The organism is Cytobacillus sp. Bva_UNVM-123, assembly GCF_046351715.2.
Classification (GTDB): domain Bacteria; phylum Bacillota; class Bacilli; order Bacillales; family Cytobacillaceae; genus Cytobacillus.
Genome location: NZ_CM177772.1, coordinates 2,337,325 through 2,360,142 on the forward strand (window position 1 = coordinate 2,337,325; position 22,818 = coordinate 2,360,142).

General features: G+C 35.6%; 21 protein-coding genes and 1 riboswitch. Of the genes, 11 read left to right on the forward strand and 10 right to left on the reverse strand.

Features of this window, described 5'->3' with window-relative positions:
* Nucleotides 1–12: 12 nt before the first annotated feature.
* Nucleotides 13–1,023 carry an AI-2E family transporter gene (locus KDN24_RS11630; protein WP_491348424.1) on the reverse strand — a complete coding sequence of 337 codons (1,011 nt, stop codon included), beginning with the start codon at nucleotides 1,021–1,023 and terminating at the stop codon, nucleotides 13–15.
* 297 nt (nucleotides 1,024–1,320) lie between these two features.
* Between KDN24_RS11630 and KDN24_RS11635 the strand changes: the two genes are divergently transcribed.
* From KDN24_RS11635 to menC, 5 genes are all read left to right on the forward strand, one after another.
* Nucleotides 1,321–2,427 carry an ABC transporter ATP-binding protein gene (locus KDN24_RS11635; protein ID WP_409972611.1) on the forward strand — a complete coding sequence of 369 codons (1,107 nt, stop codon included), beginning with the start codon at nucleotides 1,321–1,323 and terminating at the stop codon, nucleotides 2,425–2,427.
* A complete protein-coding gene (locus KDN24_RS11640; protein ID WP_491348425.1) occupies nucleotides 2,417–3,220 on the forward strand; it encodes an ABC transporter permease in 804 nt (267 codons plus the stop codon). Before KDN24_RS11635 ends, KDN24_RS11640 begins: the two co-directional genes overlap by 11 nt.
* A complete protein-coding gene (locus tag KDN24_RS11645) occupies nucleotides 3,217–4,020 on the forward strand; it encodes an ABC transporter permease (protein ID WP_409972612.1) in 804 nt (267 codons plus the stop codon). Before KDN24_RS11640 ends, KDN24_RS11645 begins: the two co-directional genes overlap by 4 nt.
* Entirely contained in the window at nucleotides 4,017–5,090 is a 1,074-nt protein-coding gene (locus KDN24_RS11650) for an ABC transporter substrate-binding protein (protein ID WP_409972613.1), read from the forward strand. The genes KDN24_RS11645 and KDN24_RS11650 overlap by 4 nt, the downstream gene beginning before the upstream one ends.
* A 250-nt stretch (nucleotides 5,091–5,340) precedes the next feature.
* A complete protein-coding gene (menC, locus tag KDN24_RS11655; RefSeq protein WP_409972614.1) occupies nucleotides 5,341–6,447 on the forward strand; it encodes an o-succinylbenzoate synthase in 1,107 nt (368 codons plus the stop codon).
* A 123-nt stretch (nucleotides 6,448–6,570) separates the two neighbouring features.
* Here the strand turns inward: menC and KDN24_RS11660 are convergent, their stop codons facing one another.
* Nucleotides 6,571–8,313 (reverse strand): AAA family ATPase, encoded by a 1,743-nt coding sequence (locus KDN24_RS11660; protein ID WP_409972615.1) that lies wholly within the window; start codon nucleotides 8,311–8,313, stop codon nucleotides 6,571–6,573.
* Nucleotides 8,314–8,491: 178 nt separating this feature from the next.
* A riboswitch (TPP riboswitch) is annotated at nucleotides 8,492–8,595 on the forward strand.
* A gap of 80 nt (nucleotides 8,596–8,675) precedes the next feature.
* Between KDN24_RS11660 and thiT the strand changes: the two genes are divergently transcribed.
* Nucleotides 8,676–9,272 (forward strand): energy-coupled thiamine transporter ThiT, encoded by a 597-nt coding sequence (gene thiT / locus KDN24_RS11665; protein WP_409972616.1) that lies wholly within the window; start codon nucleotides 8,676–8,678, stop codon nucleotides 9,270–9,272.
* Between the two features lie 54 nt (nucleotides 9,273–9,326).
* Here thiT and qoxD read toward each other — a convergent pair whose 3' ends face one another.
* The 6 genes from qoxD to KDN24_RS11695 all read right to left on the reverse strand — a co-directional run bounded on the left by qoxD (nucleotide 9,327) and on the right by KDN24_RS11695 (nucleotide 14,814).
* Entirely contained in the window at nucleotides 9,327–9,674 is a 348-nt protein-coding gene (gene qoxD / locus KDN24_RS11670) for a cytochrome aa3 quinol oxidase subunit IV (RefSeq protein ID WP_491348426.1), read from the reverse strand.
* Nucleotides 9,675–10,280: a cytochrome aa3 quinol oxidase subunit III gene (qoxC, locus tag KDN24_RS11675; protein ID WP_409972618.1), complete on the reverse strand. Its 606-nt coding sequence runs from the start codon at nucleotides 10,278–10,280 to the stop codon at nucleotides 9,675–9,677. It abuts the gene before it with no gap.
* Complete coding sequence (qoxB, locus tag KDN24_RS11680; protein ID WP_409972619.1) at nucleotides 10,270–12,246, reverse strand: cytochrome aa3 quinol oxidase subunit I; 1,977 nt, start codon at nucleotides 12,244–12,246, stop codon at nucleotides 10,270–10,272. The genes qoxC and qoxB overlap by 11 nt, the downstream gene beginning before the upstream one ends.
* On the reverse strand, nucleotides 12,236–13,195 hold the full coding sequence (qoxA, locus tag KDN24_RS11685) for a cytochrome aa3 quinol oxidase subunit II (RefSeq protein WP_409972620.1): 960 nt from the start codon (nucleotides 13,193–13,195) through the stop codon (nucleotides 12,236–12,238). Before qoxA ends, qoxB begins: the two co-directional genes overlap by 11 nt.
* 395 nt (nucleotides 13,196–13,590) lie before the next feature.
* Entirely contained in the window at nucleotides 13,591–14,520 is a 930-nt protein-coding gene (locus tag KDN24_RS11690; protein WP_409972621.1) for a thermonuclease family protein, read from the reverse strand.
* A 153-nt stretch (nucleotides 14,521–14,673) separates the two neighbouring features.
* Nucleotides 14,674–14,814: a YwzD family small protein gene (locus KDN24_RS11695; protein ID WP_409972622.1), complete on the reverse strand. Its 141-nt coding sequence runs from the start codon at nucleotides 14,812–14,814 to the stop codon at nucleotides 14,674–14,676.
* Nucleotides 14,815–15,065: 251 nt separating this feature from the next.
* On the opposite strand from KDN24_RS11695, the gene KDN24_RS11700 reads away from it, so the two are divergent.
* The 3 genes from KDN24_RS11700 to KDN24_RS11710 all read left to right on the forward strand — a co-directional run bounded on the left by KDN24_RS11700 (nucleotide 15,066) and on the right by KDN24_RS11710 (nucleotide 18,180).
* Nucleotides 15,066–15,194, forward strand: a complete 129-nt coding sequence (locus tag KDN24_RS11700) for a hypothetical protein (RefSeq protein WP_409972623.1) — start codon at nucleotides 15,066–15,068, stop codon at nucleotides 15,192–15,194.
* Between the two features lie 115 nt (nucleotides 15,195–15,309).
* Nucleotides 15,310–17,466, forward strand: coding sequence for a beta-propeller domain-containing protein (locus KDN24_RS11705; protein WP_409972624.1), 2,157 nt, complete (start codon nucleotides 15,310–15,312; stop codon nucleotides 17,464–17,466).
* A 144-nt stretch (nucleotides 17,467–17,610) separates the two neighbouring features.
* A complete protein-coding gene (locus KDN24_RS11710; RefSeq protein WP_409972625.1) occupies nucleotides 17,611–18,180 on the forward strand; it encodes a glycerol-3-phosphate acyltransferase in 570 nt (189 codons plus the stop codon).
* Between the two features lie 82 nt (nucleotides 18,181–18,262).
* On the opposite strand, the gene KDN24_RS11715 is transcribed toward KDN24_RS11710, so the two are convergent.
* Nucleotides 18,263–18,655 carry a globin domain-containing protein gene (locus tag KDN24_RS11715; RefSeq protein ID WP_409972626.1) on the reverse strand — a complete coding sequence of 131 codons (393 nt, stop codon included), beginning with the start codon at nucleotides 18,653–18,655 and terminating at the stop codon, nucleotides 18,263–18,265.
* A 187-nt stretch (nucleotides 18,656–18,842) separates the two neighbouring features.
* Between KDN24_RS11715 and KDN24_RS11720 the strand changes: the two genes are divergently transcribed.
* Nucleotides 18,843–18,992, forward strand: coding sequence for a hypothetical protein (locus KDN24_RS11720; protein ID WP_409972627.1), 150 nt, complete (start codon nucleotides 18,843–18,845; stop codon nucleotides 18,990–18,992).
* Nucleotides 18,989–19,312 carry a DUF3889 domain-containing protein gene (locus KDN24_RS11725; RefSeq protein WP_409972628.1) on the forward strand — a complete coding sequence of 108 codons (324 nt, stop codon included), beginning with the start codon at nucleotides 18,989–18,991 and terminating at the stop codon, nucleotides 19,310–19,312. The genes KDN24_RS11720 and KDN24_RS11725 overlap by 4 nt, the downstream gene beginning before the upstream one ends.
* Before the next feature lie 76 nt (nucleotides 19,313–19,388).
* On the opposite strand, the gene metH is transcribed toward KDN24_RS11725, so the two are convergent.
* The gene (metH, locus tag KDN24_RS11730) at nucleotides 19,389–22,793 is read right to left on the reverse strand and encodes a methionine synthase (protein WP_409972806.1); all 3,405 of its coding nucleotides are present in this window, start codon (nucleotides 22,791–22,793) and stop codon (nucleotides 19,389–19,391) included.
* Nucleotides 22,794–22,818 lie beyond the last annotated feature (25 nt).

The window sequence follows — 22,818 nt, forward strand, 5'->3', positions numbered from 1 at the left end:
AATCCTGCTTTTTTACGTTGTTATTTTTTTATCTCTAACCTCTAAAACATCTAGCATAAAGACAAAGACTGGAATCCCAACAATCAAACCCCAAATTCCAAAAAATTGTTCGGAAAAAATCAAGATAATAAACGTGTAAAAAACAGGTAAGTCTGTTTTTGATGACATTAATTTAGGATTTAATATATACGCTTCTACGGCATGAACAACCGCTATGACGATAAGGATATAAACGACCTGCATGATTCCACCTAATGTGTAGGCTATCGTACAAAGTGGAATGAGTGAAATAATTACACCTGCAACTGGAATTAATCCGAGGAAGAAAATCAATATCGATAATCCCATAAGCTGTGGAAAGCCCATGATCCATAAAGCTAGTGTTGTTAATCCACAATTGACAAGTGCGATAATAAATTGAGCCTCAATGACTTTACCGAACGTAGTCACAAACTTCTTCGCAAAAAACTCAATTTCATTATAAAATGGGGCAATTTTGCTTTGTTTAAACTTTGAAGTAAAATCAATTAGCTTCGGTTTTTCTAGCAGGAAGAATAAACTCAAAATAAGGGAAAGCATAATTTGAATACTTACTTTACTCACGCCGCTAAAGTATTTCAATAGGAATGTAAAGCCTTGTTCTAAATAATTGGAAATCTGATTTGTCTCAATCATACTAAGCAAATAATTTAAAATTGGATTATCATGTTTTTGAGTGTAAAAATGCTGCAGTTGGGAAACTAGTTGGGCGATTTCTGTAATGATAATTGGTAAATATTTAATAATCCCGATGGATAAAAGGCTAATAATGGCTAAATAGGAAATTAGCACTGTTATATTTCGATTGATTTTTAATTTAGTTGTAACGAGATTTACTAAGCGATCTAATAAAAAAGAAAAAATAAATGTTAGGAGAATAAGATTTATCATACTTCGCATCATATACAAAACAAATACGAGTATTCCAAAAATTACAACTCTCTTAATACTGTGATTACTAAAAAAAGAACGAATGGTTTCCATTAATTTCATATTCCCCCAATACATGATTACGTAAAAAAAGATCCTTCTCAAAACACTAACTATCTTCTATTTTAATCTATATTGAGAATAATTCATAATTAAAGATCTATAAAAAATACAGGATTTTTGATTTTTGCAATATAGCATTATGAAATTGGCAAATGAAGATAAAATATTTAAAAAGTATCTGCCTGAATGTGTAGGAATGTGATATTATAACGTTTGAATATTTAATTCTAAATTTCGATTTTTTTCGTAATAAGCAAATGTATAAATCGGTGATAAAAGGAGATTGAAATGACAGAAAAAACTATTATTCGTTTTGAGAATGTAACAAAACAATATGATAATGACCCGCCAGTATTAAAAGATGTGAGCTTTGAAATCGAAAAGGGTAAGTTTTATACATTGCTTGGTCCATCAGGCTGTGGGAAAACGACCGTCCTGCGGCTCATTGCTGGCTTTACTGAACCTACTGAAGGGAAAGTATTAATAAATGGGAAAATCGTGAATGAAGTGCCAGCTAATAAACGTCAAGTAAATACTGTGTTTCAAGATTATGCATTGTTTCCTCATTTAAATGTATTTGAAAACGTTGCATTTGGATTAAGAATTAAAAAATTAAAAAATAGCGAAATTGCCCATAAAGTCCAAGAAGCATTGCGATTTGTCAATCTCGCAGGGTATGAAAACCGTGAGATTAAAGAAATGTCTGGGGGACAGCGTCAACGCGTAGCGATTGCACGGGCAATAGTTAATGAGCCAGAGGTAATTCTCCTTGATGAACCATTATCAGCACTTGATTTGAAATTGCGATATGAAATGCAGTATGAACTTCGTGAACTTCAGAGAAGATTAGGAATTACCTTTATCTTTGTCACACATGATCAAGAGGAAGCACTCGCCATGTCAGATGAAATCTTCGTATTAAACAATGGCAAGATTGAACAGAGTGGTACTCCAACTGATATATATGATGAACCGATTAACCGATTTGTTGCCGATTTCATTGGTGAATCAAATATTATTCCTGGTGTTATGATTGAAGATTTCCTCGTTCAATTTGCGGGAAAGACCTTCGAATGTGTGGACGGAGGCTTGAATTCAAATGAAGAGGTTGAAATTGTGATACGCCCAGAGGATTTAGAGATTACAAAGCCTGAGCAAGGAAAACTTCGTGTTCATGTAGATACACAGCTTTTCCGCGGGGTTCATTATGAAATCTGTTGCTATGATCAAGATGGCAACGAGTGGCTAGTGCATTCAACGAAAAAGGCAATTGTTGGTGAGGAGATTGGACTTTATTTTGATCCTGAAGCGATTCACGTTATGAGACATGGTGAAACAGAAGAGGAATTCGATGCACGGTTAGAAGCTTATGAAGAGGGAAGCTATGAGAACTAATTCACGCAACTTATACTTAATTCCTTATATTATTTGGATCGCCCTTTTCGTTGTAACACCTATTCTTCTTGTACTGTATTATTCATTTTTTGATATTGAAGGTCATTTTTCATTAGAGAATTATCAGAAATTCTTTACACCCGTATATTTGAAAATGACATTTAGTTCTTTTTGGTATGCTTTTTTAATTACTCTCTTTACGTTTATAATTTCATATCCGACTGCTTATTTATTGACAAAAACGAAGCATAAGCAATTATGGTTACTATTAATCATCCTGCCTTCATGGATTAATTTACTTTTGAAAGCATATGCATTTATTGGCATATTTGGCACATATGGAGCGGCAAATGGTTTTCTGGAAATTTTAGGGATTGGCAATAAACAAATATTATTCACAGATTTTAGCTTTATTTTTGTATCTGTCTATATATTCTTGCCATTTATGATTCTGCCGATTTTTAATGCGTTAAATGAATTAAATCCGTCGCTAATTGATGCGTCTAATGATCTTGGCGCCTCAAAATGGACGACTTTTAAACGTGTTATTTTTCCTTTGACACTTGATGGTGTTAAGTCGGGGTGTCAAGTTGTGTTTATCCCAGCGTTGTCATTATTTATGCTGACAAGATTAATTGCAGGGAACCGTGTCATTACACTTGGGACAGCAATTGAACAGCATTTCCTTGTCACACAAGATTGGGGAATGGGGTCTACAATTGCAGTATTCCTCATAATTGCGATGGTACTTGTGATGGTTCTTACTGGTAAAAGAAAGCGGGGGATATTATGAAAAAATCATCTAAATTATCAACTGTTTACTTAGTGATAATATTTTTGATTCTATATGCCCCGATCTTTTATTTAATGTTTTACTCATTTAATAGCGGGGGCACAATGTATCATTTTGAAGGGTTTACACTCGATTGGTATCGTGAATTATTTGATGATACAAGACTATTGATTATTGTATTAAATACAGTGATCATTGCCTTATTGTCAGCAGTAATTTCAACCATTATTGGAGTAGCTGGTGCTCTTGCCATATATTATGCTAGAAGAATCAAGGTGAAAAATGCCTTATTATCATTCAATAATGTGTTAATCGTGAGCCCTGATGTAATTATCGGTGCATCGTTCTTAATTTTATTCACAATGATTGGAATAAAGCTTGGATTTGTTTCAGTCCTGCTTGCTCACATCGCTTTTAGTGTACCGATAGTCGTTATTATGGTTCTCCCGAAAGTGGAAGAAATGAGTCCAACAATGATATATGCCGCACTTGATTTAGGAGCATCGCGGTTTGATGTATTAACAAAGGTTATATTGCCATATATAACACCTGGAATTTTCGCAGGGTTTTTTATGGCGTTAACTTATTCTTTAGATGATTTTGCGGTTACATTTTTTGTAACCGGTAATGGATTTTCTACTTTATCAGTAGAAATTTATTCACTTGCTAGAAGAGGGGTATCATTAAACATCAATGCCCTATCTACACTGCTATTTGTGTTCACGATGATTTTAGTTGTTGGTTATTATTTTATTACAATGCGAAATAATCGGTCGAATGGATTGGGGGTAAGGAAATGAAACAACTTACTCGCGCTTTAATGGCAGTTTTAATCATTTCATTCGTTTTGCTGTTTATAACCTTTAGATTAAATTCTTCGCAAGGATATACTGGCGGCAATACGTTGACGATTTTTAACTGGGGTGATTATATTGACCCTGATCTTATTAAAAAATTTGAAGATGAAACCGGTGTAAAAGTCATTTATGAAACATTCGATTCAAATGAAGCGATGCTGACAAAAATAGCTCAAGGTGGAACATCATACGATATTGCTGTTCCTTCTGAATACACTATTGAAAAAATGAAGCAAGAAAATTTATTGTTGCCGATTGACCATAATAAAATTCCAAACTTTAAATATCTCGATTCTCGATTTTTAGATCTTCCATTTGATCATGATAATAAATATTCGATTCCTTATTTTTGGGGAACAGTTGGAATTTTGTATAATCCGAAATTAATTGGAGATCATGAAATTACGAGCTGGAGTGATTTATGGAACCCTGAATTTAAAAATCAAATTTTACTTATTGATAGTGCTCGTGAAGTGATGGGGATGGCTCTAAATAGTTTAGGGTATTCATTAAATGATACAGACAAGAACCATCTTTTGGAAGCGAAAGAAAAGCTTGATTTATTAACTCCTAATGTAAAAGCTATCGTAGGTGATGAAAATCGAATGTTGTTGGCAAACGAAGAAGCAGCAATTGGTCTAGTTTGGTCGGGTACATTCCAAGAAATTTTGTGGGAGAATGAAGATGTTGAATATGTCATACCAGAGGAAGGCTCTAATCTTTGGTTTGATAATATGGTTATTCCAAAAACATCCAAAAACATTGAGGCAGCTCATCAATTTATCAATTTTATGCTTGATCCAGAAAACGCTGCTCAGAATACGGATTATGTAGGGTATTCAACTCCAAACAAAGGTGCTTTAGAATTTTTGGATGAGGAAACAATTAGTGATAAACGCTTCTATCCTGACAAGGAAGTAACTGATAAGCTTGAAGTTTATCAAGACTTAGGAAAAAGAATGGTTTCTTATTATAATGATCTTTTCCTTGAGTTTAAGATGCATAAAAAATAAAAAGCGGTGCCGTTCTAAATTGGGCGGCTCCGCTTTTGTATAAACATTTCATAATATAGAAATGAAAACAATCTTGTTCTTTAATGTATCGCATTTTCATTGACCGCCCACATTCCGATCTGGTTAGTCCCGCAACGAAGCGATGTGAAAAGTGGACGGTCTTAAAAATAGTTTATGTTCTTCGTAGAAAATTGATACGAATATTTTATATTATGGAAGGTGACTAAACCTATCCGACGAGGTGAAAAAGGTGAAAATTAAAGAAATTACGCTGCGCCAGTTAATGATGAGAATGAAGTCACCATTTTCTACTAGTTTTGGTTCGTTCCAAAATAAAGAATTTATTTTACTAGAAGCGAAAGATGAAAATGGTCATATCGGATGGGGAGAATCGGTTGCTTTTACGACTCCATGGTATACTGAGGAAACAATGAAAACAAATTGGCATATGCTTGAAGATTTTATCATTCCTGTATTACTGAATAATGAAATAGAACATCCTGATCAAGTGTCTGAGAAACTCTCATTTATTAGAAAAAACAATATGGCAAAGTCAACGATCGAAGGAGCATATTGGGATTTATATTCACAAGAAAAAGGAATTTCACTCGCAAATGCACTAGGGGGGAATAAAACAAAGATCGAAGTCGGTATTAGTATTGGCATACAAAAATCCGTCCATGAGCTTTTAAATGTAATAGATGGGTATCTTGCAGAAGGGTACAAGCGGATGAAAGTCAAAATTAAACCGGGCTGGGATGTTGAAGTGATTAGAGAAATTCGCAAACATTTTCCGAATGTTCCTCTTATGGCAGATGCGAATTCGGCATATACATTAAATGATATCGAACTTTTAAAGCAATTAGATGAGTATCAATTAATGATGATTGAGCAGCCATTAGCAGCTGACGACTTTATTGATCATGCCATACTTCAAAAGGCAATTTCAACACCTATTTGTTTAGATGAGAGCATTCATTCCTATGAGGATACACGAAAGGCAATCGAGCTTGGAAGCGGTAAGATTATGAATATAAAAATTGGGCGTGTCGGTGGATTAACAGAAGCGAAGAAAATTCATGATCTTTGTGAACAGCGGCAAATACCAGTATGGTGTGGCGGGATGCTTGAAGCAGGAATTGGAAGAGCCCATAATATTGCATTAACAACACTCTCAAATTTTGTTTTGCCAGGTGACACAGCAGGCTCATCTCGATATTGGGATGAAGATATTATTGAACCAGAAGTAATGGTTGAAAAAGGGTATATTGCTGTTTCAGATAAACCGGGTATTGGGTATGAACCAAACCGTGAAACAATTAGAAAATACACTGTCCTAGAGAAAAATTACACGTAAGAATTATTTCTTGGGAAAGCGCAAATTCAGACAATTTCTTTTTTTGCCGTCAAAACTTGGTGAAATGACGTTGAAAACTTTAGAAGATGTCGTTTCATGGAAAAAGGCGTAAGCCATTTATGCTTACGCCATGCAATATTCATTGTTGTTAAGTGAAGGAATAGTGTCGACAATCTGCTGAATTTCCGTACCTTCTACAGTTTCCTTCTTTAATAATGCTTGAACGATGAGTTCATGCTGAGTTCGATAGTTTGTAATGAGATTTTCTGATTTTTGCAAGGCTTTTTGAAATAATTCCTGCATTTTCACTTCTTTTTCAACTTTATTAAATGTTAAGGTGAACCCATCTTCTAACAAGCCTGTATCTACCATTTGTTCAATTATTTGTTTTGCTTGGTGAACATCGCCACTAACTCCGATGCTATGTTCACCAAGAATGATTCTTTCTGCTATACCACCAGCAAGGATCATTGCTACTTGATCCAACATATCAGTAGTTGTTGATAGATGCATTTCTTTCGGAATTGGCGCGACATAGCCAAGTGCTTGTCCACGAGGAATGATCGTAGCTTTTCGAACGGAACCTGGTTTTGTAATGGCTGCAACAAGCGCATGACCTGCCTCATGAATGGCTACCCGCTTTTTAGTGTTGAGTTCTTGAAGAGCACGAGTCGAGCTTCCTAAAATTGTCCGATCGAGCGCAAAGTCTAAATCTTCCTTCGTAATCATTTCTTGCCCGTTTCGAACTGCTCGTCTGCTTGCAGTTTCAAATAGAGAGTGAAGGTCTGCACCTGAAAAACCAGAAGTGCTCTCAGCTAAATGGTCGAGCGACGATAATATGTTATTAGCTAACAAACGTTTTTTCGTATGAATCGCGATTATTTCTTTCCTACCATTCGTATCTGGTAGGGGAATATTAAATGAAAAATCAATTCTTCCTGGACGAAGGAAGGCTTCGTCAAGCATATCTTTTCGATTTGTTGCAGCAATGAAAAGAACTCCATCATTGGAGTGGACGCCATCTAATTGAACAAGCAGCTCTGTTAATGTTTTTTCACTTTCCTCGCCACCATGCTGCTTCCGTTTACCAGCTAGTGCATCGACTTCATCAATAAAAACAACAGCAGGTTTATGCTTTCTTGCATTTTGAAATAACGTTCTCACTCTTAAGGCACCAACTCCAATGAACATTTCATTAAACGCAGCTCCACTTGTAGAGAAAAATGTTGCACCTAATTCTTTTGCGATTGCTTGAGCAAGTAATGTCTTTCCTGTTCCAGGAGGTCCATACAATAGAATTCCTTTCGGCGGCTTCACACCTATTTTTAGGGCTCGTTCAGGACTTTTCAGGATCGATAGTGTTTGCATGATTTCTTCTTTCATTTCACCTTGAATGCCACCAACATCGGCAAGTGAAATTTTTGGAAGTGGACTTGGTTTAGAAAGTGTTTGCTTCATTGTATTTGTTGCGCCAATTCCACCCTTATTGGATTTAAATATATAGAACCCAATGATGGCTAATATAGTAATTAATCCAACAAGTATAATAGAGGTATATGGACTGCTTGATGAGAATGTGTACTGAACATTATAGTTTTCTACTAATTTATCAATGATTTGACTATTTGGAGGAATGTGAGAAACAAATTTACCTTCACTTGTAATAATCGAAAGTTCTCCATCCTTATGTTCATTTATGCTAACTAATTCACCATTTTGTGCAGCAATTAAGCTTTCAACTGATGAAAAGGGGATTTTAACTGAATTATTTATAGAATGAAAAGCCCAAAATGAGGCTGTAATGATAATGAAGAGAGCAACAATTAAGACTATATACGTGGAAGCTTTTTTAAATGGAAATTTCAACAATATCCCTCCTTATCGTATAGTTTCATTATAAATAAAATAAAGGGGTTAGAATAGGTTATGGTTTTTGTAAAATGATGAAAATAATGGCGCAACTTCTAATAATAATGAATATTATCATTTAAACCCTTCACAAATATTGGTAAGTAGGCTATACTTACAGTGACAATATGATAAACGTAACCACAAGGGGAGCGAATTCGCTGAGAGTGAACATTTTATTGTTCTGACCCTTCGAACCTGTTAGTTAATTCTAGCGTAGGAATGTGGCTTGAATAGATTGAGCATCTATTTTTATTTGCTCTTTTATCTTTCTATTCTCCCCTTGAGGTCGCGTATCAAATCAAAGGGGAGATTTTATTTTGAAAAAATTAAGTTTACTTGCATTAATCGAGGTTTCTTTTTTTGCGGCATTTGCACTTATTTTGGATTTATTGCCTTCCTTTAAGCCAATCCCAAATATGTCGATTTCCTTCGCGATGATTCCGATTTTTATTCTTGCTTTTCGCTGGGGTTTTCGAGCAAGCTTAGTTGCAGGACTGCTATGGGGCCTTCTTCAAATTGTGTTTGATGCATGGATTGTCCATCCAGTACAAGCGGTTTTTGATTATTTATTTGCCTTTACTTTCATAGGTTTTGCTGGTTTATTATATAACCCAATTCAAAAAGAATTACGTTCAAAAAACAAGAAAAAAGCATTAGCTTTTGTCGTTGCCGCCATATTTATAGGTAGTGTTGCTCGATATTTTTGGCATTTTCTTTCAGGTGTCATTTTTATTAAATACTTTGCACCTGAAGTGACAAGCCCAATTTTTTATTCATTCGCAATAAACGGAACGACAATGCTCGGAGCTTTCATTGTTTGCTCTATCATTCTAGTTCTCATTTTAGCATCAGCACCACAGTTAGTGATACGCAAGGATCATTTGTCTGCAATGTCTGGGAAGAAAGCTTCATAAGTAAGAAAAGCAAAGTAAAAAACTGGCCACTTCGTAGTGAGCCAGTTTTTTAGCTTATTCATGCATATGATTCATTTGTTCCTCATTCATCATATGGTTTGTATGTTTCATATGTCCTGAGGACATTACCCATATAGAACCCGCGACAATAACGACGGCCATAAATACGGCATAAGCCATATTGACGACATTTGCCGAGCCATCTTCTCCTTCACGTAAGTGCATGAACATGAAGAGCTGAATTCCTGCTTGTAAAAACGCTAACGTTCCAATTATCCACATAATAATGGATGGAGAAAGGTCTGTTTTTAAGGCAATTGCTGCCGCCCCAAAGGTTAGTACGAGAGAAAATATAAAACCAATGATGTGACTAAGCGGAAAGCTTTTTTTATTTTTTTCCATTTAGCCCACCAATCCTTTCAAATAGACAAACGTGAAGATAAAGATCCAGACAACATCTAGAAAATGCCAATAAAGACCAATAATAAATGCTTTACGAGCAGTTACAGGTGTTAATCCTCTTTTTAGAAGCTGGATTATGACAATTGTTGCCCAGCCAATTCCTACTGTCACATGGGCACCATGCGTTCCAAGCAAAACAAATAGGATAGAAAGGAATGCGCTTGTTTGCATTGTCGCCCCTTCATGAACATAATGAGTGAATTCCGTAACCTCCATGAACAAGAAGCCAGCTCCTAGCGCTAAAGTTATGATAAACCAAGCAATTAATCCTTTAAGATTGTGCCGGCGCATTTCGAAAATGGCAAGTCCCATCGTAAAGCTGCTAGTTAAAAGCAACAGTGTCTGAATGATTACATCTTTGATTTCAAATAAATCCTGTTGTGTTGGTCCACCAGCGAAACGTTGATTAAGTACACCATATACGCTGAAGAGGGTTGCAAATAGAATAATCTCGGCTCCAAGGAAAACCCAAAAACCAAGTATATTCATTCGGTCTTGCTCGGTTTGGTATTCGAGCGGCAATGATGTATTGACATTAGCTGACATGATTATGCACCTCTCCATCTTTCGTGCGCCATGATTTTTCAATTGCTTTTATATCCTTTATTTTTACGTGATAGCCGTTGTTATAATCAAAGGAACGAATGATTAAACCTGCGAATATACCAATTGTTGCGATGGCAGCAGCAATATGCCATTCAAATACTAGGAAGAAACCTGCCACAAAGAATACTCCACCCATAAATACAGGTAAGCCAGAGTTATTAGGCATATGGATTTCTTCTAGTTCACTGTCTTTCAGTGTTAAACCATGTTTTTCTTTTTTCATATACCAGAATTCATCAAGCCGATTAACTTCAGGAGTTTTTGCGAAATTATAAAATTGAACAGGTGTTGCTGTTGACCATTCAAGAGTTCTAGCGTCCCAAGGGTCACTTGGTATATTTCGATCTGCATGGCGATAACTCCAATAAATGTTATAGCAGAAGATCGCAAAACCAGCTGCTAAAATGACGGAACCGATTGCTGAAACTAAGAATAGTGGGGCAAACCCTGATTCTGCTGAATACGTATAAGCTCTTCTTACTGCACCATTTAATCCGAGGAAGAACATAGGCATGAACGTAACATTGAAGCCTATGACAAATAACCAGAAATGCCATTTTCCAAGTTTTTCATTAAGCATAAAGCCGAACATTTTTGGCCACCAATAGTAAAGTCCAGCGAACACAGCAAAAACGACTGCCGGAATTAATACATAGTGGAAGTGAGCAACTAAAAATAATGTGTTATGATATTGGAAATCAGCTGCTGCCATTGCAAGCATTACTCCAGTAATCCCACCAATTAAAAAGTTTGGAATAAAGGCTAAGGCCCAAAGCATAGATGTCGTCATTTTAATCCGACCTTTTCGCATGGTAAATAACCAGTTAAACATTTTTACTCCAGTAGGGATGGCAATTGCCATTGTTGTAATGGAGAAAACAGAATTCACAGCTGGACCAGAGCCCATTGTAAAAAAGTGATGAACCCACACGAGCATACTTAGAAATGCAATCCCAATAATCGAACCGACCATAGCTTTATATCCGAATAATGTTTTCCGTGAGAAGGTAGCAATGACTTCTGAGAAAATGCCAAATGCAGGTAGGGCAACAATATATACTTCAGGATGTCCCCATAACCAGAATAGGTTTGCCCAAAGCATATCAAGTCCGCCACCAGACAATGTAAAGAAATGTGTTCCATATAGGCGATCAAATGTCATTAGGGCAAGTGCGACAGTAAAGATCGGAAATGCTGCAACGATAATGATTGATGTAATGAGAGTTGTCCAAGGGAACATCGGCATTTTCATTAATGTCATGCCTTTCGTTCTCATTTTCAAAATGGTTACAATAAAGTTAATCCCTGAAATTAAAGTCCCAATACCAGCTATTTGAATAGCAACTGCATAGAAGTTATTTCCGATACCTGGACTAAATTCTTTCCCTGCAAGCGGAAAATAAGCAGTCCATCCAGCATCAGGAGAGCCCCCAACGACGAATGAAATATTAAAGAGCATTGCCCCGCTGAAGAAAAGCCAAAAACTTAGAGCGTTCAATTGAGGGAAGGCAACATCCCTTGCTCCAATTTGTAATGGCACAATAAAGTTCATTAATCCAATAAGGAAAGGCATAGCCATAAATAAAATCATGATAACGCCATGGGTTGTAAATACCTCATTATAATGCTGTGCATCCAAAAAGTCCATTTCTGGTCCGGCTGTTTGCGCCTTCATCATGAGGCCATCCATTCCACCACGGAAAAACATAATGACGGCTGCTAAAATATACATTATTCCAATTTTTTTATGATCGACTGTTGTTAACCATTCCCGCCAAAGCCATTTCCATTTTTTAAAATAAGTAAGTCCACCTATGATGGCGAGCGTTGTTACGAGAATAGCAATCTGTGAGCCGAGAATTAACGGGTCACCAGTAATAAATATTTTATCCCATTTAATGTCCATGTTGCTCATCTCCGTGTTCTGTATGGTTGCCATTTTCCAAGTTTTGTTGTTGATCTTTATTTTCAAAGATTTTTCCTGGATAATCATGGCCACGATATAATTCTGGGTTTGTAAATGTTTTAGAATTATGATCAGCATGGTTAACCCATTCTAAATGAGTATTAGAGTATGTTGATCGTCCAAGGACAGTAGGTTTTAGAAGCTCTTCATATTGTTTTTCTGTCAGTTTTGGTGCCTTTGTTTGTGCTTCTTTAACCCATTTTTGAAAATCCTTTTCTGTTTGGGAAAGCACTTCAAATTCCATGTCAGCATATCCACGGCCATTAAAGTTTGTATTTTTACCTACATATGAACCAGGGTGGTCCGCAACAATATACAATTCAGTTTCCATCTTATTCATCGTATATTTTTGCCCACTTAATGCCGGTATCCAAAACGACTGCATCGTTCCTGAAGATGTAAGCTTGAAATGAACGGGACGATCTTCCGGAATGTTTACATAGTTAACGGTTTCAATTCCTTGTTCAGGATAGCTAAAGATCCATTTCCAATCAGCAGATGTAACATTAATCGTAATAGGTTCTTTATTTTCATAGCCATCAGGAATCTTTTCTAAGGAATATAAGGTTTTTACAGTGGGAATTGTTAAAGCGATAACAATGATAATTGGAATACCTGTCCAGATAACTTCAAGCAAAGTGTGACCGTGCTCCTCTGGAGGCTCATAATCCATATTTTCTGGTTTTTCTCGATACTTCCAAATAATGACGATAAATAATGTTATTACTACAATAACAATTAGGAGCATCCATAAAAGTGACCAGTTGATGAGGTTTGTAATGCTCCGTGCCGAAGGACCTTGTGGTTGAAATACGACTAAATCGCATCCACTTAGCAGCATCGCTGTAAAAAGTCCTACAACAGCCAGCATAACCTTTTTTGATTTCATGCAATTTCCATCCCTTTCCATAAAAGAAAAACTATTGTTAAATAATTCACAAATTAAATCTAGCAAAAATAACTTTTGCTAGATTTAAATGAATGGCTTGAAACATAATCACATTTCCACTGTGTAGATGATAATAACATAGGTCAATTTATGATTTTGTGACAAAAAAAGTAAGGAAATAATTTACATGTTGATGAAAGTAGGGCGAAGGAGAATAAAAGTTGATATATAAACGTTTTCAGGACTGTTGTATTTTTGACAAACTAGTGAATGATATATTTTGAAGTTTTTCCAATATAATAATCAATTAATGGATATTACCATAAATAAAAACACCTTCCTAAATTTCAAGAAAAAAACCACTCTCTAGTTGATAACAGAAAGTGGCTCATCCTTCATCGTTTTCCTTTTTTCCTCTTCAAAATTGAAAGCAAGAGACTGATGACAATCAAAATGATAATCCCAGATCCAATTGATTGATAGTCTTTCCCATTTGAGTTTGTATTTGTCTCTGTCTCCTTATTTTTTTGTTTTTCAGTACGTTCAGTTGATGACTTGTCCTTTTGCTCGGTAGCATACATTCCTCGTCCTGAGCTTTTCGCTTCCTCCATCGCTGAAATAATTCTTTCCTCATATAAATAATTTCCATAATCATAAAAACCTTTCACTAAACCAGCTTTCGTAATTTCCTCTTGTTGAAGTTTCCCATCTACCCAAACCCAAGCAAGCAACCGATCATATTTATCAAATAAAGCATTTCCATCTGTTTCAAGAATAATTTCTCCTTGTTTTAAAAATGAGCATGTATATTCACTAGCTTCTTTTCCATATGGTTCGATTCGATTCGTACTTTCGGGTGTATCGATATAAAGAAATCTTGTTTTATATGTTTTTCCCTTAATATTAAAATGTGCGGTATCCCCGTCAACACATTTCAATAGCTCAGCAGGATATTGCTGTCCTAGCTTCAAGTTGCCCTCAGGATTTGTCTGCTTAGTGTTTTTGTTGGAACTCACAGGGGTTTCCTGTTTTGTTTGTTGGCTATCTGTTGGAAAAGAATAACCTTCTAAGTCAATCTGGTCTTCATTTAATCGGGAAGAACAGCCAGAATTATTATTGTATTTTTTTATAAGTTCAATTAATTCGGGCATATTTTTGGCCTTTTTAGCAAGCTCTGTTGGATTATGTAAATGGTAAACACAATCTGATCGTTGAAAATGGCCGCCTAACTCATCACGTGCACCAGGATGTGCTTCGGAATTAGATGGGAAGAGGAAGATAAATCCTATTAAAAGAATAAGGAACCGCTGTCTTAAATAATGCAAATGAATCCCTCCTATGAAACAATCATTCGGTTACATATCATATCATAATTAATAGAATAATTTAACAAAGCAATTAAATAAATGCAAAAAGAAATCGGAAGTTCCGATTTCTTTTTGTTAGATTGTACCTTTCATCATATTTTTGCTGTCATGTTAATTTTTAATAATGGGCTCTAATTGCCTGACAATTTCTTTAAGAAGTTCGTTTACGGTTAAGTGTTGCTCGTTTTGTCCTCGTAAAAGTGCAGCGTGTAATAGCTTTGCAAATTCATAAGAATATACTTTTGTACCCATCCGTTTTAACACCTTCTAATGATTTCATTCTATTCAGTTTCTGATCAATTATAGTATATTTATTTGTTGTTAGATTGTGCCTATCTAATTAATTGCCTTATTGCTTTACAGATATTGGATTAAATTGTAAAATAAATTAAAATAAAATGTTCGTTATAAAGTACATAACCCCCAAAAAGAAAAAGAACCATCCGAACAGTTTAATAAATCATAGCTATTCTTTTCATTCCTTGATAAAAAGGAGGATCATGATGATTTTAAAAAAAGCTGATATTGATCAACTATTAGAAAAGACAACAGAATTGGCAGATGACGATTATAACTATTTGGTGAAGTATATAGAGATTGATACATTACTTGAAAAAACGGCAGATTGGTAAGATGAGCATTAGAATCCTCCCGAAATAAGGGAGGTTTTTTTCTGGATAATTATTGTAAAGAAAATGTAACAAAAATTGGTTCTCTTCCGTCAATTGCAATAAAGGAGTGAAGCTGATGAAGAAAAAATGGTTTTTCTTTAGTACAACAATATCATTTATTGTTATTTTGCTAACCGTTTTCCTGAGTACACAATTGAAGGTTGTAAGTGAAGTAGACGATAAAAAGTCTGTTTTAAAGAACAAAATATGGATGATTCAATTTACAAATAAGCTCGATCCAACAAGTATTAATGAAAAAACAGTGTATGTTTTAAATGAAAAGGGTGAAAAAGAAAATGTCGCCATTACATTAAATGATGATAAAACAGCCATTATAATTATTCCTCCAGAAGATGGGTATAACACCCACAATCCCAATTATACGTTGTATGTCACAAATGAGGTTAAATCAAATCTTGGACGAAATTTAGCCAAAGCTGAAAAAATAAGCTTTACAGTTAAAGAATCTTTGCCAAAAGCAGAATCAAAAAGTAATTTAAATGCGTATTTATTAAAAAGGTTAAAAGAAGAAGAAAAAACGTTTTTCGCTACCGGAAAAAGCAAGGAATCTTCAAAATCGGATTCTGCCTCTGGCAATGCATACTCCGAAACAAATGTGCAAGTTCAAGGAATCGATGAAGGAGATATGGTGAAATCTGATGGCACATATATTTATCAAGTAAAGGATGGGAAGCTCCATATTGTGAATGCACTCCCAGCAAATAATATGTCATTAGAAACGCTTATTTCATTTAATGAATCATTTTATCCGAATGAACTTTTTTTACACAAAGACCAATTGATTGTCATGGGATACAGCTACGAGAAAACAAATGATACATCTAGGAAAATGAAAGGGGATTTTAAGATTGCGCCCATTCAAGAAACAACGAAAGTCATTATTTATGATGTAAAAAATAAAAAAGCACCAAAGAAAATAAGAGAGATAGATATTGAAGGTTATTTAGTTGCTTCACGCTTAATGGAAGGGAAAGCATATTTGATCGTAAATAAATATCCGGAAATATGGCTCTTAAAAGAAAATCCTGAAATTGATATTCGTCCTAAATATTATGATTCCGCCAAGAATGGTGAGGTGCAGGCAGTTGAATATGATGACATTCAATTATTTCCTGATTCTAATGAAGCCAATTTCACGAATATTGCGGTAATAGACTTAGAAAAGCCAGGAACAGAATTTAAATTATCAACTTATTTGGGAAGTGGAAATCAAATTTATATGTCAAAAAACAATCTTTATCTTGCCATTACGAATTATATTCCTTTAGACAAAGAAGGTAGTCAATCGTATAGTCCAAACACAACGGTATATAAATATGCAGTTAATGGGATGGCAGTCGATTTTCTAAATTCAAATGAAGTACCTGGGACCGTGTTGAATCAATTTTCGATGGATGAATATAAAGGGTTTTTTCGTATAGCAACGACAAAAGGCCAAGTATGGGATGATAATCGACCTTCTGCTAATAATCTTTATATACTTGATGAAAACTTAAAGCAAGTTGGCAAACTAGAAGATTTAGCTAGAGGAGAACGAATTTATTCAGCTCGTTTCATGAATGACCGTATTTATCTTGTCACCTTCAAGGAAACCGATCCATTATTCGTTATTGATGGTTCGAATCCTCGGCAGCCGAAGGTTTTAGGAGAGTTAAAGATACCCGGCTTCAGTAATTACCTTCATCCTTATGATGAAAATCATTTAATCGGCTTCGGATATGACACGAAAGTATTGGCTGGAAAAGGTCAAGGAAATCAGCCAATTATTATTACAAACGGGGTTAAAATTTCTTTATTTGATGTAAGTGATATGAAAAATCCAAAGGAAAAGTTCACAGAAATTATTGGGGGAAGAGGAACGTATTCACCATTAAACTATGACCATAAAGCTTTACTTTTTGATAAGAACAAAAATATCTTTGCTTTTCCAATAACCGTCTATGAAAATAATAAGACTAAAAATGAATTGGAACAAGAATCTACTTTTACATTTCAAGGTGCATATGTTTATCGGATAAATTTAGATAAAGGGTTTTCATTACAGACAAAAATAACCCATCATGATGGGAAAGCCCCATATGAAGAGTGGGAAAATAATATTGACCGTATTTTGTATATCGATGATGCTTTATATATGATGTCACCAAATACAATTACTTCATATGATCTAGGCTCATATAAGCAGTTAGGAAAATTAAAGTTGACTCCTTAATTAAGTTAAGTTTTGCTGCCCCGAAAAGGATGAAACCTTTTTGGGGCTTTAAACCGTTATTGAAACTAGTCCATCTTTCGATCATAATATAGTTAAAGCATGTGTTAATAAGAGAAATTGAATTTGAACGACTGGAGTTTACTTATGATGGCAATCCTTTATTATATTGGTTCTTATTTTATCGGAAATGTATTAACTGGTTATTTATTTGTGAAGATCTTTCATCATTCAAATCTTCAAATCAGTGGTTCAGGTAATCCTGGAGCAAGAAATGCAGGACGTTTATATGGTAAAAAGGCGTTTATTGTGACGTTTCTTGGCGATGCTTTTAAAGGAAGTCTTATTATTATAATCGGAAGATTGCTCGTTCTTACAGAAGTGGAGCAATTAATTGGATTAACATTAGCTGTAATTGGTCATATTAAACCGATTCTTTTCCGTTTCAAAGGAGGTAAGGGGATTTCTACGTTTATTGGAGGAGTTATTACGTTTGAACCTTTCGTCATTCCAGCTATCATCATTGTGTTTCTTCTTGTATATCCGTTTACAAAAAGCTTCACTTTATCTGGATTGGCATCACTCTGTTTTATCCCATTCGCAATCTATTTTTTTCAAAACGCAATTTCTCCTATATGGGTGCTTGCTTTATTAATCATTATTATCATTCTTGCACATGCAGAAAATCTAAAGAAAAGAATAAAACATACTTCATAATTTGCTAGTATGAATAAGATATCCATGCAGTGAAGAAGGTATATCGTTCTCATATAACTTCTCCACCTGATTAAGTTATTGTCTATTCATGATCGGGGGAATTTACCATAATACCAGCGACCTGTGTTAATCGATCGAAAAAGGCTTTTCCGGCAGGCTGTTCATCAAGACCAATTTCCTGAAAGGCTTCCTTCATACAACGAAGCCAACATTTAGCTCTTTTTGGTGTTACTTCAAATGGCAAATGACGTTCCCTCATTGCAGGTGGTCCGAATTCCTGGCTATAAAGTGGAGGGCCACCAGTGAACTGGGAGAGAAACATTCGTTGTTTTCGTTTAATTTCTTCCATATCTCCTTCAAATAGTGGGCTTAAATCCTTATCTGCATATACACGAGGATAAAAAGCATTCACGAGCTTTTCAATTGTTTCCGCCCCACCAATTTCAGAAAATAGCGTATGAATTTTGTAATCCATTTTTATCACCTACTACTAATATTCCTATTATGATGTCAATTATAAAGATAAACAAATAAAAGTTTTGTGATGTATATCACGCTATCAAAACTATTCAAAAAATTTCCTATCATCCATCTACATGAAATGTCTTTTTAATCCCATAATAATACGTAACTTTCACAATGTTTGGAGGAATTTCGGCAGGATGAAAAAAGAAAATAAATTTGATATTGAAGAGGATAAAGATCTACTGCATCATTTGTTACAAGAACAAATTACATATATTTCTGTTCAAGAAGAAGAGGAACGAATCCGAGATGAGGTCATAGATGATTATGAAATGGGTGAAAAATGAAGACTAAATTATGTGGGAAAATGTTTATGTTGATTATTATCTTTTTTAATTTCACGTCTTTTACCGAAGCAAAGTCTGCTGGCTCATCCTATGCAAAATGGGGTCAATTAGCTATGAAAACAGCAAAGGAGAAATATCCAACAGCAAAAATCGTTGATTATCAACATATTGGGAGACAAGATAAAGAAAATTTATCAATAGAGAAATTTAAGCTTTTGTTAGTTGAAAGTGGAGAGGAGTTTAGTCTTTATATTCATATCGAATTTAATCCAGGAAATGACAGTGTAATAAGTGTGAGTGCTAAAAAATCACCCCACTAATAAATCATATAAGAAAGACGAAGCATTCGCCACTAGTAATGGCGAATGCTAATTTTATGATATTCAAAATATTGGATTAAGCCTTTAATACATTAAAATATCTTGCTTGTGGGTGAGCAAAAACGATCCCAGAAACAGAGGCTTCTGGTTCCATCATACAGCCTTCTGTTAATCGCACACCAATATCCTCAGGAGCTATTAACTTGAAAAGCTTTCGCTGGTCCTCTAAGTCAGGACAAGCAGGGTAACCAAACGAATAGCGCTGTCCAACATATTTAGCAGCAAACCGATCTTTCATGGTCATATCAATTGGATCAGGGAAGCCCCAGCGATCTCTAATTTGTCGATGAATGAATTCGGCAAAGCCTTCAGCACTTTCTAATGCAAGTGATTGTAAGGCATGACATTCGAGAAATCTCCCTTGTTCCTTTAACTCATCGGCGATCCGACGAATCCCTTTTCCAGCAGTAACGGTGAAGAAAGCGATATAATCCATTTGCCCGCTATCTTTTGATTTTAAGTAATCTGCTAAGCAAAGATAGGGTTCAACCTCTTGTCGAGGGAATTCAAATGTTTCAATAATTTCTGTTTGCTGAGCATTATAGATTAATATCTTATCTCCATCAGATTGAGCAGGGAAAAATTGATAAATGCCTGCTGGCTGAATCCAGCCGTTTGTTTTAGAATCAATAATTAATTGATCGATCATTTCATTTATCTTAATTGCTTTCACATCTTTTAGGGCAAGAAGATTCTCTAACTTGCCTTTTAAGCCCAGATGATGGCCAATGAGCATTTGCTTATTTATATAAGGCTCAATATGATCTAGTGAATATGATTTCAATATACGCCGTTTTAAATCTTGGGGTACTTTGACTGTCACATTCGTATCAAGCTTAGGTCTCGGTTTTACTGCAGTTGCTATTGCTACATTGCTTCTGTCAAAAGGGATTACATTCATAGCTGCTGACTGTTTTTTTACGTGATGAGTTTTTAATATTTCATATTCTGTCGGATCTTGTAGTTGGTTTGCAAGGGATAATCCGTTCATCGCGTCCTTGGCATATAACACAAGACCATCATATTCCTTCGCAATTTTCGTATCAGTAAACTTGCGGGAAAGTGCTGCTCCACCAACAAGGATAGGAATATTAATCCCAGCTTGTTTTAAATCATGTGCGGTTATGACCATTTGTTGTGCTGATTTTACGAGTAAGCCTGATAAGCCTACCATATCAGGTTTTTCTCTTTTAATTGTTTCAACGAGCTCTGCAGGTGTAACCTTAATCCCAAGATCAATAACTTCATAGCCATTATTGCTTAAAATGATATCCACTAAATTTTTCCCAATATCATGAACATCTCCTTTAACAGTCGCTAGAACAATTTTTCCTTTCCCAGCTGTTGCGTCATCCTTTTCCATATGTGGTTCTAAAAATGAGACGGAGGCTTTCATCACTTCAGCACTTTGGAGCACCTCCGCGACAATTAATTGGTTATCATTAAATAGTCGACCAACTTCCTTCATTCCATTCATTAATGGTCCATTAATAATGTCTAAGGGAGCAGGATATTGTCGAAGTGCTTCTTCCAAATCTGGAATGAGTCCTTCTTTTGTACCCTCGACAATATAGTAGGCAAGCCGTTCTTCCAGTGTCATGTCTGGCATTATGCTTTTTTGCTCTTTTTTCTTATCACGATAAAAATCAGTAAATACAGCTAATGATTCATCACTTGTTTCAAAAAGCAGCTTTTCTGCTAACATTACTTCTTCCTTAGGAATTGAAGCAAACCGTTCGAGTTTTTCTGTATTTACAATTGCATAATCTAGACCAGCGAGAGTGCAATGGTATAAAAACACTGAGTTTAACACTTCACGGCCAACAGGAGGCAGACCGAAAGAAACGTTGCTTATCCCAAGGATTGTTTGGGCTTTAGGTAATGCTTCTTTAATTAACCGAATTCCATCAACTGTCGCTTTAGCACTCCCGATATATTGTTCGTCACCTGTACCGACAGGGAAGACGAGAGGGTCAAAAATGATATCCTCTGGCTGAAATCCATATTTATTTACAAGTAGTTCATATGAGCGCCTAGCAATTTCTAGCTTCTTCTCAGCTGTTACACCCATGCCTTTTTCATCAATTGTGCCTACAACAACCGCAGCACCATATTTGTGAACGAGGGGAGCCGTAACTGCAAATCTTTCTTCTCCATCCTCAAGATTAATCGAATTTATGATTGCCTTTCCTTGAGAATATGTAAGAGCTTTATCAATTACTTTCTCATCTGTTGAATCGATGACAAGGGGAGCTTTTACTTTCTTTACTAACTCTTTCATGAAATTTTCGACGTCATTTATTTCCTCGCGATCTGGGTCAGCAAGACAAACGTCAATAACATGAGCACCGTTCTTTATTTGAGCACGGGCAATTTCTGCTGCTTCCTCGAATTTTCCTTCCTTGATTAATCGTTTAAATTTTCGGGAACCAATGACATTCGTTCGTTCACCTACCATGATTGGTCTGAGGGTAGGGTCATCGTAAATAAAAGGATCTATGCCTGATACTTTATGAATTGAGTTTTTTTCATATATACGAGGTGAATAGTTCTTCATTTCATTCGCAATAGCTTTAATATGTTCTGGTGTTGTTCCACAACACCCCCCAACAATATTTAACCATCCTTCCGAAGCGAAGCCTGCCAGTTTTTTTGCTAGAGATTCAGGTGTTTCGTGATACTGTCCTTCCTCATCAGGCAAACCTGCGTTTGGATAACAGCTAACAGCAGTTGTAGCAAGTCCAGCTAACGAACGAATATGATCCTGCATGAATTCTGGTCCAGTTGCACAATTTAATCCGACAGCTAATGGCTTCATATGCTCTAAAGATATATAAAAGGCTTCAATTGTTTGTCCAGCCAATGTCGTTCCCATCGGCTCGATTGTTCCAGATATGATTAGTGGTAAGCTCTTTCCAACTTGTTTGAATGCATTCTGAATTCCAATAAATCCAGCTTTCACATTTAGCATATCTTGACTTGTTTCAAGTAGAAGGAGATCTACATTGCCATCAATCAGCCCTAATGCTTGTTCTTCATATGAGCTTATGAGTGCTTCAAATGTTGTTCCACCTGTAACACTTAATGTTTTTGTTGTTGGACCTAATGCCCCTGCAACAAAACGTGGCCATAATGAAGTTGAAAGTCGATTACATGCATCTCTGGCTAATAGTGCGGCTTTTTTATTAAGCTCATATGCTTTATGAGCAAGCCCATAATCCGCTAAAACGATGCTTGTTGCCCCAAACGTATTCGTTTCGATAATATCTGCTCCTGCATATAAATATTCCAGATGAATTTTTGTAATAACATCAGGGGCGGTTACATTTAAGTATTCATTACAGCCTTCATATTCTTCACCACCAAAATCTTCAGGAGTTAAATTAGCGTTTTGAAGCATCGTACCCATTGCGCCATCCATTATGAGAATTTTTTTCTGTAGTTGT